Source organism: Mesorhizobium sp. L-8-3 (assembly GCF_016756615.1).
Taxonomy (GTDB): domain Bacteria; phylum Pseudomonadota; class Alphaproteobacteria; order Rhizobiales; family Rhizobiaceae.
Genome location: NZ_AP023262.1, coordinates 6,398,344 through 6,412,525 on the forward strand (window position 1 = coordinate 6,398,344; position 14,182 = coordinate 6,412,525).

17 protein-coding genes are annotated in these 14,182 nt (G+C 64.4%); 10 read left to right on the forward strand and 7 right to left on the reverse strand.

The window, feature by feature from the left end; genetic code table 11:
* Window positions 1-253 precede the first annotated feature (253 nt).
* The 7 genes from JN302_RS29705 to moaB all read left to right on the forward strand — a co-directional run bounded on the left by JN302_RS29705 (window position 254) and on the right by moaB (window position 5,821).
* Window positions 254-1,924, forward strand: coding sequence for an alpha/beta hydrolase (locus tag JN302_RS29705; protein WP_202307846.1), 1,671 nt, complete (start codon window positions 254-256; stop codon window positions 1,922-1,924).
* Between the two features lie 69 nt (window positions 1,925-1,993).
* The gene (locus tag JN302_RS29710; protein ID WP_202307848.1) at window positions 1,994-2,218 is read left to right on the forward strand and encodes a putative signal transducing protein; all 225 of its coding nucleotides are present in this window, start codon (window positions 1,994-1,996) and stop codon (window positions 2,216-2,218) included.
* Window positions 2,219-2,231: 13 nt separating this feature from the next.
* Window positions 2,232-3,002: a tRNA1(Val) (adenine(37)-N6)-methyltransferase gene (locus tag JN302_RS29715; protein WP_202307850.1), complete on the forward strand. Its 771-nt coding sequence runs from the start codon at window positions 2,232-2,234 to the stop codon at window positions 3,000-3,002.
* 159 nt (window positions 3,003-3,161) lie between these two features.
* Window positions 3,162-4,031 (forward strand): S49 family peptidase, encoded by an 870-nt coding sequence (locus JN302_RS29720; RefSeq protein WP_202307854.1) that lies wholly within the window; start codon window positions 3,162-3,164, stop codon window positions 4,029-4,031.
* 167 nt (window positions 4,032-4,198) lie between these two features.
* The gene (locus JN302_RS29725; RefSeq protein WP_202307856.1) at window positions 4,199-4,384 is read left to right on the forward strand and encodes a hypothetical protein; all 186 of its coding nucleotides are present in this window, start codon (window positions 4,199-4,201) and stop codon (window positions 4,382-4,384) included.
* A gap of 17 nt (window positions 4,385-4,401) precedes the next feature.
* Window positions 4,402-5,277, forward strand: coding sequence for a 4-(cytidine 5'-diphospho)-2-C-methyl-D-erythritol kinase (locus JN302_RS29730; protein WP_244846001.1), 876 nt, complete (start codon window positions 4,402-4,404; stop codon window positions 5,275-5,277).
* The gene (gene moaB, locus JN302_RS29735) at window positions 5,270-5,821 is read left to right on the forward strand and encodes a molybdenum cofactor biosynthesis protein B (RefSeq protein ID WP_202307860.1); all 552 of its coding nucleotides are present in this window, start codon (window positions 5,270-5,272) and stop codon (window positions 5,819-5,821) included. Before JN302_RS29730 ends, moaB begins: the two co-directional genes overlap by 8 nt.
* A 33-nt stretch (window positions 5,822-5,854) precedes the next feature.
* Here moaB and JN302_RS29740 read toward each other — a convergent pair whose 3' ends face one another.
* The gene (locus JN302_RS29740; RefSeq protein WP_202307862.1) at window positions 5,855-6,370 is read right to left on the reverse strand and encodes a glycosyltransferase family 2 protein; all 516 of its coding nucleotides are present in this window, start codon (window positions 6,368-6,370) and stop codon (window positions 5,855-5,857) included.
* A 176-nt stretch (window positions 6,371-6,546) separates the two neighbouring features.
* Between JN302_RS29740 and JN302_RS29745 the strand changes: the two genes are divergently transcribed.
* The 3 genes from JN302_RS29745 (at window position 6,547) to JN302_RS29755 (ending at window position 9,811) form a co-directional block, all read left to right on the forward strand.
* Complete coding sequence (locus JN302_RS29745; protein WP_202315129.1) at window positions 6,547-7,701, forward strand: PA0069 family radical SAM protein; 1,155 nt, start codon at window positions 6,547-6,549, stop codon at window positions 7,699-7,701.
* A 177-nt stretch (window positions 7,702-7,878) separates the two neighbouring features.
* On the forward strand, window positions 7,879-8,538 hold the full coding sequence (locus JN302_RS29750; protein WP_202307864.1) for a ribonuclease HII: 660 nt from the start codon (window positions 7,879-7,881) through the stop codon (window positions 8,536-8,538).
* Window positions 8,539-8,860: 322 nt separating this feature from the next.
* Window positions 8,861-9,811, forward strand: coding sequence for an adenylate/guanylate cyclase domain-containing protein (locus tag JN302_RS29755; protein WP_202307865.1), 951 nt, complete (start codon window positions 8,861-8,863; stop codon window positions 9,809-9,811).
* Between the two features lie 131 nt (window positions 9,812-9,942).
* Here JN302_RS29755 and JN302_RS29760 read toward each other — a convergent pair whose 3' ends face one another.
* From JN302_RS29760 to JN302_RS29785, 6 genes are all read right to left on the reverse strand, one after another.
* Window positions 9,943-10,422, reverse strand: coding sequence for a F0F1 ATP synthase subunit B (locus JN302_RS29760; protein WP_202307866.1), 480 nt, complete (start codon window positions 10,420-10,422; stop codon window positions 9,943-9,945).
* Window positions 10,423-10,432: 10 nt separating this feature from the next.
* The gene (locus tag JN302_RS29765) at window positions 10,433-11,023 is read right to left on the reverse strand and encodes a F0F1 ATP synthase subunit B (RefSeq protein ID WP_202307867.1); all 591 of its coding nucleotides are present in this window, start codon (window positions 11,021-11,023) and stop codon (window positions 10,433-10,435) included.
* A 69-nt stretch (window positions 11,024-11,092) separates the two neighbouring features.
* Entirely contained in the window at window positions 11,093-11,317 is a 225-nt protein-coding gene (locus tag JN302_RS29770) for a F0F1 ATP synthase subunit C (protein ID WP_008595464.1), read from the reverse strand.
* Between the two features lie 69 nt (window positions 11,318-11,386).
* The gene (locus JN302_RS29775) at window positions 11,387-12,136 is read right to left on the reverse strand and encodes a F0F1 ATP synthase subunit A (protein ID WP_202307868.1); all 750 of its coding nucleotides are present in this window, start codon (window positions 12,134-12,136) and stop codon (window positions 11,387-11,389) included.
* A 44-nt stretch (window positions 12,137-12,180) separates the two neighbouring features.
* Entirely contained in the window at window positions 12,181-12,588 is a 408-nt protein-coding gene (locus JN302_RS29780; protein WP_202307869.1) for an AtpZ/AtpI family protein, read from the reverse strand.
* A gap of 287 nt (window positions 12,589-12,875) precedes the next feature.
* The gene (locus tag JN302_RS29785; protein ID WP_202330095.1) at window positions 12,876-14,087 is read right to left on the reverse strand and encodes a cell wall hydrolase; all 1,212 of its coding nucleotides are present in this window, start codon (window positions 14,085-14,087) and stop codon (window positions 12,876-12,878) included.
* Window positions 14,088-14,182 lie beyond the last annotated feature (95 nt).

Here is a 14,182-nt window from a genome sequence, read left to right on the forward strand (position 1 = left end):
CCATCTCTGCGACGCTTACGCGAGGCTGTCTTGGGGCACGATTCTAGCCGCAACGCAAGGCGCGGCAAGCGGCGAATTGGCGCGGCGCGCCTTACAGCGTGTCGCGCGAAACAGAATTCACGCGACACGCTCCAGGTCTTGACCTGGCGCATGTCTTTTTCCCGATAACCGCTGAACACTTTCGGGAGACATGCTTTGGGAGCGCCAACCGCGGATTGCCAAGGCGATCCCGCCATGGCAATGGCAAGGACACATGCGCGTGAACCGGCGATCAAGTAGGAGTCCCCGGAAGGTGCGACCATTCAGGTTCTGGGACAGCCTCTCGGCCATCGGCCTGCTCACCGGCACTCTGTTTTTCGCCGCATCCCTGACACCAAGCCTCGTGCCCCGCGACGTGTCCCTGCAGGGCGTGCTTTCCGGATGCTCGCTCGCGGCCGGCTACGGCATCGGGGTCTTCGGCCTCTGGCTTTGGACCTATCTGGAGCTGCCCCGACCGGCTGATCGAACAGCCTACTACCTCAAGCTCGGCTGCGCAGGCATCTTCGCCGTGGTCGCCGTCGCCTTCCTCTGGCGTGCGGCGCAGTGGCAGAACTCCATCCGCGAGCGGATGGAACTCGCGCCAGTCGACAGCATGCACCCCTACCTCGTCGGGCTGGTCGCGATCGCGGTATTTGTCGTGCTCCTGCTCCTTGCGCGGCTGTTCATGGCGATCTTCCATATGGCGTCGAAACAGGTGGGGCGTTTCGCCCCGCGCCGCGTTTCCCGGCTGGCAGGCATAGCGGTCACGTTGCTGCTGTTCTGGTCGGTCGCCGAAGGTGTCCTTTTCCGGTTCGCGCTGCACGTAGCAGATTCATCCTTCCAGAAGCTCGATGCTCTGATCGAAGACGGCAGGCCTGTGCCGACCGATCCCAACAAGACAGGCAGCACGGCCTCGCTGCTCGATTGGGACGGGCTCGGCCGCGCCGGCCGGGAATTCGTTTCGACGGGCCCGACCAAGTCGGCCATCGGCATGTTTCTGGGACGAGACGCGGAAGAGCCGCTCCGCGTCTATGTCGGGTTGAATTCCGCGGAAACGACAGCGGAACGTGCCCGGCTTGCTCTGGAGGAACTGAAGCGGGTCGGCGGCTTCGAGCGATCCACGCTCGTGGTCGTGGTGCCGACAGGGACCGGCTGGGTCGACCCCGCGGCCATGGACACGGTCGAATATCTGCACGGGGGCGACATCGCCAGCGTGGCGATCCAATATTCCTATCTCACGAGTTGGCTCTCGCTGCTCGTCGAGCCCGAATACGGGCGTGAAACCGCGCGCGCCCTGTTCGCGGAGGTCTACGCGTACTGGACCAGGCTTCCAAGGGAACGCCGGCCGAGGCTCTATCTTCATGGTCTCAGCCTCGGGGCGCTCAACTCCGACCTCTCGACCGATCTTTTCGACGTCGTCGGCGATCCGTTCCATGGCGCGCTCTGGAGCGGAGCGCCCTTCGCCAGCAGGACCTGGAAGACGGTTACCGCCGAGCGCAATCCCGGCTCCCCGGCCTGGCTGCCGCGCTTCCGGGACGGTTCCATCATCCGCTTCACGAACCAGCAGAACGAGCTTGCGATCCCGGGCGCGCAGTGGGGAGCGATGCGCATCGTCTATCTGCAATATGCGAGCGACGCCGTCACCTTTTTCGATCCGCTCTCCTTCTACAGGGCTCCTGCCTGGATGGCAGCCCCGAGGGGCCCCGACGTATCGCCGGAGTTCCGTTGGTATCCGGTCGTGACCTTCCTCCAGCTCCTGCTCGACATGGCGACGGCCACCAAGCCGCCAATGGGCTATGGCCATGTCTATGCGCCGGAGCACTATATCGACGCCTGGATCGAGGTGACCGGTGTCGAATGGCCCGCTGACGGGATCGCGCGCCTCAAACGCCAGTTTGCAAGATAGGTCCCGAGCAGCAGTTCTATACCAACCCTGCCCGTTTACACGGGCGGCACAAACTGCGACTTTCGCGTCATGATCGAACTCATCCGCACCAACGATGCCGTCATCATCTCGTTCGTCGAAGCCTTGATGCGCGACGCGGGCATAGCCTGCTTCGTGGCCGACCAGAACATGAGCGTGCTCGACGGCTCCATCGGCGTGCTGCCTCGCAGGGTCATGGTCGACGCCGACGAAGCCGAGCGGGCGCGGAGCATCCTGAAAGACGCCGGCATCGCCAACGAGATCAGGGACGCCTGAGCCCCTCGTCGCCATGACCGCCCCGTTCACCATCGACGCGTTCCATCGCGGCAACTTCTGGCTCGTCCAGCCCGACGGAAAGGGCCATCGCGCCGGCATGGACGCCATGATGCTGGCCGCTGCCGTTCCATCCGGCTTTTCCGGACGGCTGGCGGATTTCGGCGCGGGCGCCGGCGCGGCCGGCCTGGCGGTCGCCTCGCGCTGCCCGAAATCGCGCGTGGTGCTGGTCGAACTCTCCCGGGAAATGAGCAGCTTCGCCGAGCGCACGCTCGCCTATTCGGGCAACAGCCACCTGGCCGGCAGGGTATCCATCCTTGTTGCCGACGTCGGCCTCGCCGGCAAGGAGCGCGTCGCGGCAGGCCTTGCCGATTCATCGTTCGACTACGCGATCATGAACCCGCCGTTCAATGCCCGGCACGACCGCGCGACACCGGATCTCCTGAAGCAGCAGGCCCATATCATGGAAGACGGCCTGTTCGAGCTATGGATCCGCAGCGCCGCTGCCGTGGTGCGGCCACGCGGCGGCCTGGCGCTCATCGCCCGTCCGCAATCGTTGCAGCCCCTCCTGGCCGCACTCGGCGGGCGGTTCGGCAATGCCGAGATCGTGCCGGTCCACGCGCGTGCCGATGCGCCGGCCATCCGCATCATCGTCCGGGCGGTGCGAGCTTCCCGCGCCGGGCTGACGCTTCGCCCGCCGCTCATCCTGCACGACGCATCGAGCGACCTGTTTTCGGTGCGCGCCGATGCCATCAACAACGGGCGGGCCTCGCTATTCGGCGACTGATGGCGAGTTGCGCCTGGATCGGGACGATCGAGGGAGCGAAGCTGCTCGTGCGAATGCACCTCTTGCACAGTTGCCTTGCAGGGCCGCATCGCCTTGAATGCCATTGCGCCCGGCCCGCGAATGCCTACATGCGATCCGAAACCGACGGAGAACCCGCCCGTGAGACGCCTGTTCAACCGCCTCCTGCCAAAATCGATGCGTCCGGAAGGGGTGATCATTCCCGTGGTCCGGCTGCAGGGGACCATAATGGCAGGCGGCGGTCAGTTCCGGCAGAACCTGTCGCTGGCCTCGACCGCGGGCGTGATCGAGAAGGCCTTCGGCTTCGGCGATGCGCCGGCAGTGGCTATTGCGATCAACTCGCCCGGGGGCTCGCCTGTGCAATCGCGCCTGATCTACAAGCGCATTCGCGACCTGGCGGCCGAGAAGAACAAGAAAGTGCTGATTTTCGTGGAAGATGTGGCGGCTTCGGGCGGCTACATGATCGCGGTCGCCGGCGACGAGATCATCGCCGACCCGTCCTCGATCGTCGGCTCCATCGGCGTCGTTTCGGGCACTTTCGGCTTCACAGAACTGATCAGGAAGATCGGCGTCGAACGGCGCGTCCATACTGCGGGCAAGAACAAGGTAACGAACGATCCCTTCCAGCCGGAGAAGCCGGAAGACGTCGAGCGGCTCAAGACCCTCATGCTCGAAATGCACGATACCTTCATAGACCTCGTCAAGGAACGCCGCGCCGGCAAACTCGCCGATGATCCGGATCTCTTCACCGGCCTTTTCTGGACCGGAAAGAAGGGCCTGGAACTCGGGCTTGTCGACGCGTTGGGCGACATGCGCACGGTGCTGAAAGACCGTTTCGGACCGAAGACCCGGTTGCGGCTGGTCACGCCGCCACGCGGATTGTTCGGCCGGCGCCTCGGCCTGTTCGGAACCTTCGGCGGTTCGTCGCCCGCGGATCTCGCCGGCGCGATCGCGGACGGGCTGGTGGAGGCGGCCAAGGAGCGGACCCTGTGGAGCCGTTTCGGCCTTTGATTCGGAGCCTGCTGCGACTAGAATTGGCCACGATGGAGACCTATCTGTCGCCGGATGCAGCGCTGTTCTTCGTCTCCCTGACGAAGGCGAAGGCCGACGCGAAAGCAAATGGCTGAAACGGCGGATGTACCGGCCGGTGCGAGGTCGGTTTCCGAGAGGAGAATGACGTGCCTCAGCTTATCTTTTTCGCATTGATCGGCATCGTGGCCTATGTCGGCTACCGATCCTTCATCCGCGAGGCCGAGCGCGTCACGGCCAAGGTGCGCCGGGCAGAAAAGCAGGCGGCAACCGGCGCGACCGGCACGCTCGTGAAGGACCCCGAGACCGGCGAGTATCGGCTGGCCAAGGACTGACGCCGAGACATCAGACCGTGCTCTCGATCGCGCGGCACGCGCCCGCCAAGATCAATCTCGCGCTTCATGTGACCGGCCGGCAGACCGACGGCTTCCATCTGCTCGAAAGCCTCGTTGTGTTCACCCGCTATGGCGACAGCATCACCGTCGCGGCGAGCCGGGACGACAGCTTTTCCGTATCGGGCCCGTTTGCGGATGCAGTACCTGACGACGGCGGCAACCTCGTGCTCAAGGCACGCGACCGGCTGCGCGACGGAACGCTGCCCCCCTGCGGGCCGGTCGCCATTACCCTGGAAAAGAACCTGCCCGCCGCCTCGGGCATCGGCGGCGGATCGAGCGACGCAGCCGCCACGCTGGCCTCGCTCGCTCGCCTTTGGGGCATTGGAGACGACGGCATGGCCGCGGCCGCGCGAGGCCTTGGCGCCGACGTGCCGATGTGTCTCGCCGCCCGTCCGCTGATGGCGCGCGGGATCGGCCAGGATATCCGGGAGGTCGAAGCGTTTCCGGCCTTGTGGATGGTTCTCGTCAATCCGGGCGTGCCAGTATCGACGCCCCACGTATTCCGTGCCTTGTCCTGTCGCGACAACCCGCCGCTCATGCCGCTTCCGCGCCGGCCGGATCTCGATTCCGTGCTGTCTTGGCTGGCGGTGACGCGCAACGATCTCGAAACGCCGGCCATGACGATCGCCCCGCCGATCGCCACTGCGCTTTCGGTGCTTAGCCGGAACGGCGCGGCCTTTGCGCGGATGTCCGGCTCCGGCGCGACCTGCTTCGGCATCTTCGCGACGGAGACGGCAGCAGCGCGGGCTGCGATGGCAATCGCCGCAGCCGAACCGTCCTGGTTCGTGGTATCGACGAGAACGACGGCTTCGGGAGAGAACTTCGATGACTGACGAGACCCGTCCCTTCATTCCGGTCCGCATCGCGGTGCTCACGGTGTCGGACACACGCAGCCTCGCCGACGACAAATCCGGCCAGACGCTCGCCGGCCGCATCGCCGCCGCCGGCCATCAACTCGCCGCGCGCGACATCGTGCCGGACGACAAGGACAGGATCCGCGATTGCGTGACGGCCTGGTCGAAAGACCCTGGTATCGACGTGATCATCACGACGGGCGGCACCGGCTTTACCGGCAGGGACGTGACACCGGAAGCGCTGGAGCCGATCTTCGAGAAGCGCATGGACGGCTTCTCCGAAGTATTCCACCGCATCTCCTACGACAAGATCGGCACGTCGACGGTCCAGTCGCGCGCGACCGCCGGCGTGCTCAACGCCACTTTCGTCTTCATCCTGCCGGGCTCGCCCGGAGCCTGCAAAGACGCGTGGGACGGCATATTGCAGCCGCAACTCGACTATCGTCACATGCCCTGCAACTTCGTGGAGATCATGCCGCGCCTCGACGAACATCTGAGACGCGGCGGCGGCAAGACAGCCTGATCGCCCCGACGTCGGACTTCGCTTCAGTGCCGCCTATGCCTTCTTCTTCGGCGTGGGCGGCAGGATTTCTCCACCCAGCCGTTTTGTGGCGAGGCCGCGAGCCAGCCCTTCAGCGTGGCCAGCAGCCTTCGACAGCGCCGACGCCTGGCGTTTGCTGATCACGAGCCCTTCCGCCAGCGCGCGATTGCCGGAGAACACTCTGGAAAGGAAAGGCGTGCGCGCTGCGCGCGATCGGGAGAAACGGGCCGCCATCGTGGACCTTGCGATGTGCTCCTCGACCGCGTCGATCCATCCATCGGCAAGTCGCGCGCCCGGCTCGAGCAGGATCAGCCACTCCGCCTTCGCCTGGCGAATGCCGGCCCTGACGCCGCCGTCAGCCAGGAAATGACAGCCGGCCTGATCGGCTACGCGGTGGGTGCCGTCCGTCGAGCCGCGGTCGCAGACGATCACCTCGCGCACGACCCCTTCCACGGCTGCCGAAATAAGCGAGGCCAAGGTTCGGGCCAGGCCTTCTTCGTCATTTCGTGTCTCGATCAGCACGCTCAGCATAACCTCCCGAATAGCGGAAAGGCACGCCTCGCGCCAGCCGTGCGAAGCCCTGGCTTACGGCCGGTCAATGGCATGCAGGCAGATTGTTCTTGATTTGTTCCACTCAACCGAATAGGAATAGTTTCATGAGCATCGCGATTCGACACAAGGCCGACAGTCCCTGGGAGAGAGCGAAAGTGGAACAGATTTCGCACGCCGATGTCGCGGCATTCGGGGTAGGGCGAGCCGAAACCGCCAATGCGATCATCGAGGAGAGCGGCATCCGTGTCCGGCCGGATCGCAACCGCGGCCGCTCGGCAGGGATCAATCCGTCCGGCCGTTTCGAGCCGGTCAGTCGCCATGTCTTCGACGACGGCTGGAATTCGATCGAGGAACTTCCGCCCTTCAAGACGGAGGTCCAGGTGGAGAAGCCGCGCACAATCATCACGCGCAACGATTCCCCCGATATCTCCTTCGACCGCTCGATCAATCCGTATCGCGGTTGCGAGCATGGCTGCGTCTATTGCTTCGCCCGCCCGACCCACGCCTATATGGGATTGTCGCCCGGTATCGACTTCGAATCGAAGCTGTTCGCCAAGCCGGACGCTGCGCGCCTTCTCGATAGGGAACTTGCCAAGGAAGGCTACCAGCCGCGCACCATCGCGATCGGCACCAATACGGATCCCTATCAGCCGATCGAAAAGCAGTATCGCATCATGCGCGAGGTGCTCGAGGTCCTGGAGGCACGCAAGCATCCGGTCGGCATCGTCACGAAGTCGGCGCTGGTCGTTCGCGATATCGACATCCTCTCACGCATGGCGGAGCAAGGTCTCGCCAAAGTTGCCCTGTCGGTGACCACGCTCGATCGGACGCTGGCGCGCACCATGGAGCCGCGCGCCGCGACGCCGCCGAAACGTCTGGAAACCATAAAGCAGCTGAGCGAGGCCGGTATTCCGACATCCGTCATGGTCGCTCCAATCCTGCCGGGGCTCAATGATCAGGAGATCGAGCGCATCCTGGACGCAGCCCACGCCGCGGGGGCCCGGAGTGCAGGCTACGTCATCCTGCGCCTGCCGCTGGAGGTGAGCCCGATCTTCAAGGACTGGCTGTTGCGCCACTATCCCGATCGCTACCGGCATGTGATGTCACTGATCCGGTCGATGCGGGACGGCAAGGACTACGATTCGGAATGGGGCAAGCGCATGAAGGGCCGTGGTCCTTATGCCTGGCAGATCGGCCGCCGTTTCGAGATGGCGGCACGCAGGCTCGGCCTCAATGCCGAGCGCTCGCCGCTCAGGACCGATCTCTTCGTCCAGCCGAAGAAGGAGGGCGAGCAACTCATGCTTCTGTGAGTCGCGCGGCCGGCCCCCAACGGCACCGCGTCATCCGCCTGTCGCATGGGGATGATGACATTCCAGTTGCACCATTTCCGTCCGGCTGTCCCCTGCCCCGACGGAGCCTTCCCGGCGCGCCGCTAAGTCCGGGAAGGACTTGCGGAGAATCGGGACCGATGCGAGCATTGTCGCATAATGGCTCGCGCGCGTTCCGATTCTCCGCTTCTCTTCGAAATCACGGAAAAACCCGACTTCTCGATAGAGAGGCGGGCGATGAGATCGGGCGGCTGGCCGGTCGTCGGGCTGGACGAGGCTGGTCGTGGTCCGCTCGCGGGACCGGTGGTTGCAGCCGCGGTGATCCTCGATCCGGCTCGCGTCCCCGACGGCCTCGACGATTCCAAGCGGCTGACAGCGATGCAGCGCGACGCGCTGTTCGAGCAGATCCTCTCTTCCGCGCTGGCTGTTTCCCTGGCCTCGATCGCCGCGCCGGGCATCGATCGCATCAATATCCTTCGGGCGAGCCTCGAAGCCATGCGGCGCGCTGCGGTAAGCCTGAGTATGGAGCCACGCCTGGCCCTCGCCGACGGTCGCGACATCCCCCCTGGTCTGCCCTGTGAAGGGCGAGCCTTGGTCAAGGGCGACCAGCGGTCTCAATCGATCGCAGCCGCCTCGATCGTCGCCAAGGTGACGCGTGACCGGATGATGGAGTGTTGCGGGCGCGCCGACGATCGCTACGGCTTCGAATCGCATATGGGTTATGCCACCGAGCGGCACCGCGAGGCGATTGTGGCGCACGGACCGATCGCCCGATGGCATCGTGTTTCCTTCGCGCCTTTCAAGGTGCCTGCCGAATAGTTGCTCGGCTCGTTGCGAAATGGCACCCTTGCGCCCCGCTGGGCTCGACGTCGCGGTTTTGCGGTGCAAACAGTGTCCAAGCGGGTTGGCAGATGAACGGGCGTCGACTTGCCCAGCTGCCGCACGCGCTTCGGATCCCGGCATATTTGCGGCAATTTGCGGTTTCATCGACCCTTGGAATAGTATCCTTACCGCTGGAGCGAGAGGCACACATCTGGAAATGGGAAGGACGCTCCATCACATAGGATAAACATGCCGCCCCCCGCCCGAATCGAGCACGGTCAGGGCCGACGCAGCAGATGGTCAAAGGCACAGGCCAGCAATGTCCCAGACGCTTCGCAAGCTGACGACGATCTTCTCCGCAGATGTCCAGGGCTATTCGCGGCTGATGGAGGCCGACGAGGAAGGCACTCTCGCGACCCTGAAACAATACCGCGACGCCATGGCAAAACTCATCGAAGGTCATGGCGGCCGTGTCGTCAATACCTGGGGTGACGGACTTCTGGCCGAGTTTCCGAGTGTCGTCGAGGCCCTGCGCGCGGCCATCGACGTGCAGAACGACCTGGCCGGTCGCAATGCCGGGCGGTCGAGCGAGACACGCATGCAGTTCCGTATCGGCATCAATCTCGGCGACGTGATCGTCGAGGGCGACGACATCTACGGGGACGGAGTGAACATCGCTGCCCGCCTGCAAAGCTCGGCCACGCCTGGCGGCATCGTCATCTCCAACACCGTGTACGACCAGGTTCGCAACAAGGTCGCCGTCGGCTTCGATTTTCTCGGCCAGCTTCCCGTCAAGAACATCGAGGAAGGCGTGCCGAGCTACGCCGTGCGGATCGGCGAGACGGAAAGGCCGCCTGACCCGGCCCCGCGCAACTGGGGCAGGAACGCCGAGGCGCAGGTCGAACCCGTTCCCACCCTCAGCGAAGCGAAGCCTGTTTCGAAACCGCCCAGGGCGAGGATACTCGGCGTGCTCGGCGTGGTCGCGGCAGGCCTCGTCACAGTCAATCTCTTGTCATGGGACGGTGAATTCTGGGCGCGCTGGCCACTGCTCGGCATGGCTTTGGCAGCCGCCGCCGCTGCTCTTCCGCGGACCGGCCGCATCGACCGGCCGCTGGCGATGCTCGGCCTGGTCGGGCTCTTCATCCTCGGGATCAATCTCTTGTCCTGGCACGGCGAGTTCTGGGCCCGGTGGCCTTTGCTCGGCATCGCCATCGCCGCCGGGATCCGTTGGGTGACGCGCCAGGGCCGGCGCCAAAACCACACTCGATAGTGCATCGATCGATTGGCCCGCGCCGATGGAATCGGCGCGGCCACTTCAACTCCGTTCGGGAACAGGAACAGCGCAAAAAAGAAGCCGCCAGGGACACTGGCGGCTTCCGAGGTTCGAAAGAAGCGGATCGCTCAGTTGAGCTTCGCCTTGAGTTCCTGCACCGAAGTCTTGAACAGGTCGGCTCCAGCCTTCGCATCGACCTTGCCGGCAAGCACCGAGCGGGCGGCCTCGACGGCGATGTCGACGGCACTGGAGCGGACCTCGCTCACCGCGTCGCGCTCCGCCTGGGCGATCTTCTGCTCGGCTAGCGCCGTGCGGCGGGCAACATAGTCCTCGGTCTTCTTGTGCGCTTCCGCGACGAGGTTCGTCGCCTCCCGCTTGGCGGCGGCGACGATCTCGCCCGCTTCCTGCTCGGCTTCCTTGCGCTTGCGCTGATATTCGGCGAGCAACTGCTGCGCCTCTTCACGCAGGCGACGCGCTTCATCAAGCTCGTTACGGATGCGGTTCGCCCGCTCGTCGAGCGATTTGCCGAGCATGCCCGGCACCTTCATGTAGAAGACGATACCGAGAAAGATCACCAGGGCGACCAATGCCCAGAATGTTGCGTCCATGGTCGGCTCCCTATTCCCGCGCCGACTTGACGGCGTCGGCGATGGCGGCCTTGTCGGCCTTGCCGCCGACGAGTTGCTCGACAATCGCCGTCGCGGTCTCGCTGGCGATGGTGCCGACTTCCTTCATCGCCGCCGTCTTGATGGAGGCGATATGCCCTTCGGCATCGGCGAGCTTCTTGTCCAGGCTGGCCTCGACCTCCTTGCGGGCGGCTTCGGCTTCGGCCTTGGCGCTGTCGCGCGCCTGCTGGCCAATCGCATTGGCCTTGTTCCGCGCCTCGGCGAGTTCCTGCTCATAGGCAGCGACCGCGGCGTCGGCCTCTTCCTTCATGCGAGCTGCCTGGTCGAGGTCCTGGGCGATACGGTCGCGACGGACTTCCAGAATGCTGCCCACGCGCGGAAGAACGACATTCTTCAGAAAAAGGTAGAACAGGCCGAAGGTGATGGCCAGCCACAGCAGCTGCGACGGAAAGGTCGAGCTGTCGAAGGGCGGGAAGCCGCTCGGGCTGTGATCGGGGCCAGCCTCGGTATGGGCCTGACCTTCGGAATGGGTGCCGTCCGCTGCCGGAGCGGTCTCTTCGGCATAACCCGGTGTTACAAACATCGTCTTCCCCTGTTCACTCCGTCCGGCCGCATTCCATGCGGCCGGTCATGTCGCCCGGTCTGCCGGCTCTTACGTGAAGAGCAGGAGCAGAGCGACGAGCAGGGAGAAGATACCCAGCGCTTCGGTAACGGCGAAGCCGAAGATCAGGCGGCCGAACTGGCCATCGGCTGCGGACGGATTGCGCAGCGCGCCCGCCAGATAGTTGCCGAAGATGTGGCCCAGGCCGATGCCCGCACCGCCCATGCCGAGGCAGGCGATGCCCGCACCAATTGCCTTTGCTGCTTCAACTTCCATTGTCCAACTCCTTGTGGATCGAAAATAGGTTGCAAGTCGGTCTGGCGGGAACCCGCCGGTGAAGGCTTCCTAGTGGCTCGGATGCAGGGCGTCGTTGAGGTACATGCAGGTCAGCACCGCAAAGACGTAGGCCTGCAGGAAGGCCACCAGAAATTCGAGAGCAGTGATCGCCACCGTCATGATCATGGGCAGCACGGCACCGGCAACGCCCACGGCACCCAGCGCGCTGAGCGAGGTGACGAAGCCCGCAAAGACCTTCAGGGTGATGTGGCCGGCGAGCATGTTGGCGAAGAGACGGACGGAGAGGCTGATCGGCCGCGACAGGAACGAGATGACTTCGATCAGCACCACCAGCGGCACGAGAATACCGGGCACGCCTTCCGGCACGAACAGCTTGAGGAAGCCGAAGCCGTGCTTGGCGAAGCCGTAGACCACCACAGTGCCGATCACCAGCAGGGCCAGCGCGAAGGTGACGATGATGTGGCTGGTGACGGTGAAGAAATAGGGGAACAGGCCGAGCAGATTGGCCGTCAGCACGAACATGAACAACGAAAAGACGAAGGGAAAGAACTTCATCCCGTGCGAGCCGGCCGCGTCACGCAGCATGGACGCCACGAACTCGTAGGACATTTCCGAAACCGACTGCAGGCGGCCGGGGATCAGGCCGCGGCTCGACGTGGTCACGAACAGGAATGCGCCCGCGGCGGCCACGGTCGCCACCATGAAGGCGGAGGAATTGGTGAAAGAGAAGTCAAGCCCGCCGATCTCGATCGGAATCCATTTCGAAATCTGAAACTGGTGGATCGGATCGTTGGCCACTTACGAACCCCTCGAAGTCTCTGGCGCCGGAACCGGCCCCGTTGTCATTTGCCATCCGGCCCATTGCCGTCCTTGCCGGACTGCCGCAGGCCTGCCTGTGCGACCAGCCCTGCCGAACGCAGGACGTTGAGCACGCCTGCGCCGAAGCCGAGAAGCAGGAAGGCGATCAGCCCCCAAGGCGATGTCCCCGCCAGGCGATCGATGAACCAGCCGAGCCCTGCTCCGACCACAATTCCGGCGATGAACTCGCTGGAAAGCTTCAGTGCCTGGCCATAGCCGGACACGCTGCCCGGTTTTGCGCCTTCGCTCCCGTTCCGTCGCTCCGGCATCCTTGTCGCGAGAGAGGCTTCAAGTTCGCGCCGGCGGCGTTCCAGGTCGTCGTCACGGAGATCGGGATTCGCCGTGCCGGGCCGGTTTTTTCCGGTTTCGCCTGGCCGCTTCGAACTGGCCATCGCAACCTCCATGCCCGGCCAGCAGCTTGCCTACTGTCCGCTCTAAAGTCGGCCGCAACATAGTTAGGCCGCAATCCCCAGTCAAGCCGAGGAACGATCGGTCGCCACATGTATTTTATTCAATAAATTCAACGTGTTGGCTAGATGCGACATAGTGCCCGGACATGAGCGGCGGGGCTGACCGGGCGAATCCCCCTGTCCCGGCCCCCGAGAATCCGCCCATGGCGAGGGGAGCGGAAGACCGGCGGGCGCCCCATCGTTGCCGGCACAGGCGTCGAAAACCAGCGTCAACTCCAGCCGCCGCCATAGGTCCTGTAGAAGATGTGGAGGCCGATCTTCTTCATCTTTTCCATCGTGCGCGACCAGCGAGGATGGACATAGGTCGCGTGATAGTGGGTCGACGATCCCACCTCAGGGATGAATATCTTGCCGGCCGTCACCGCCATCGCGACGTCCTGGGCCAGCTTGTAGTGATAGGGGCTGGTGATGCGGTCCTTGACGCCGTCGCAGGCGAAGGAGAACTGGCAGGCGTTACGCCAGTTGTCGTTCTGGTAGACGACGCCGCAGATCGACTTCGGGTAGGCCGGATTGCGAACGCGGTTGAGGACGACCTGGGCTACGGCGGCCTGGCCCCGCGTGTTCTCTCCCCTCGCCTCGAAGTAGACCGCTGTCGCAAGGCACTTCTGCTCGGCGGCGCCGAACACGGACGCCGGCAGGGGTTTGCTCATCCAGTCATGGTCACCCTCCGCGACCGGGGGGACGAAACGACCCTGCTCGGGATCATCCTTCAGCAATGTCGCGAAAGGCGACGATTTGGAGTAGTCCGGCCTCGGCGGCGCATAGGCGGTCGCCAAAATATCGGGCTTGTCATTGTTCACGAGGTCGGCGAGCGCGGCCGGCACCCCTGGGTCCGCCCTCTTGTCCCGCCTGGTATAGAAGGCGGTCGCGATCGCGATCTCCTTGCCCTTGATGTCCGTCTTGGCGAAGGCCATCCTGAGATCGCCGTCGAAGGCCGGCTGCAGCAGCGAACTGGTGCGGTCGAGCACGGAGCCTGCGCTGAAGGCCTTTGGCGGCGCGACCGGCGCGACCTTGACGATGCGGCCCTTCTTGTCGCCCCGGGTTACGCGCTCCTCGTCCGGCGCCTCGTTCACCGCGACGCCCTTGCCCCTGAACGCCACCGTTCCGATGCCGGGCGCCTTCACACCCGATCCCGAAAGGGAGGCTGTCGACACGGTGGAATCCACGAAAGGCATCTCGGCGGTGTGGACCGACCCGGCGACCGCTTTCTCGACATAGGCATTCCAGCGCGCACCAGCCGCCTCGGTGCCGGACACCATGCTCGCCATGTCCTGAAAGGCCGTGACGGTCGGAAACCCGATCCAGAAACCGAGCCCGACGACCAGAGCAGGAAGCGAGGGCAGCGAAGGAAACGAGGGAAGGAAGGAAGGAAGCCTCTCCCCTGCGGCCGAGAGCGGCCACGCCAAAATTCGTCGATGCACTGACACTCTCCAGAACGCAACACCCATCCCAGAGAGGCAGAATGGTGAATTAACCTTGATGGAGCGTTAATGACGCGACGGCATGCTTGCGACGC

Coding starts and splice junctions, on each gene's coding strand:
- JN302_RS29705 (WP_202307846.1), top strand. CDS start 254: ATGCGCGTGAACCGGCGATCAAGTAGGAGTCCCCGGAAGGTGCGACCA.
- JN302_RS29710 (WP_202307848.1), top strand. CDS start 1,994: ATGATCGAACTCATCCGCACCAACGATGCCGTCATCATCTCGTTCGTC.
- JN302_RS29715 (WP_202307850.1), top strand. CDS start 2,232: ATGACCGCCCCGTTCACCATCGACGCGTTCCATCGCGGCAACTTCTGG.
- moaB (WP_202307860.1), top strand. CDS start 5,270: ATGACTGACGAGACCCGTCCCTTCATTCCGGTCCGCATCGCGGTGCTC.
- JN302_RS29740 (WP_202307862.1), bottom strand. CDS start 6,370: ATGCTGAGCGTGCTGATCGAGACACGAAATGACGAAGAAGGCCTGGCC.
- JN302_RS29750 (WP_202307864.1), top strand. CDS start 7,879: ATGGCTCGCGCGCGTTCCGATTCTCCGCTTCTCTTCGAAATCACGGAA.
- JN302_RS29755 (WP_202307865.1), top strand. CDS start 8,861: ATGTCCCAGACGCTTCGCAAGCTGACGACGATCTTCTCCGCAGATGTC.
- JN302_RS29760 (WP_202307866.1), bottom strand. CDS start 10,422: ATGGACGCAACATTCTGGGCATTGGTCGCCCTGGTGATCTTTCTCGGT.
- JN302_RS29765 (WP_202307867.1), bottom strand. CDS start 11,023: ATGTTTGTAACACCGGGTTATGCCGAAGAGACCGCTCCGGCAGCGGAC.
- JN302_RS29770 (WP_008595464.1), bottom strand. CDS start 11,317: ATGGAAGTTGAAGCAGCAAAGGCAATTGGTGCGGGCATCGCCTGCCTC.
- JN302_RS29780 (WP_202307869.1), bottom strand. CDS start 12,588: ATGGCCAGTTCGAAGCGGCCAGGCGAAACCGGAAAAAACCGGCCCGGC.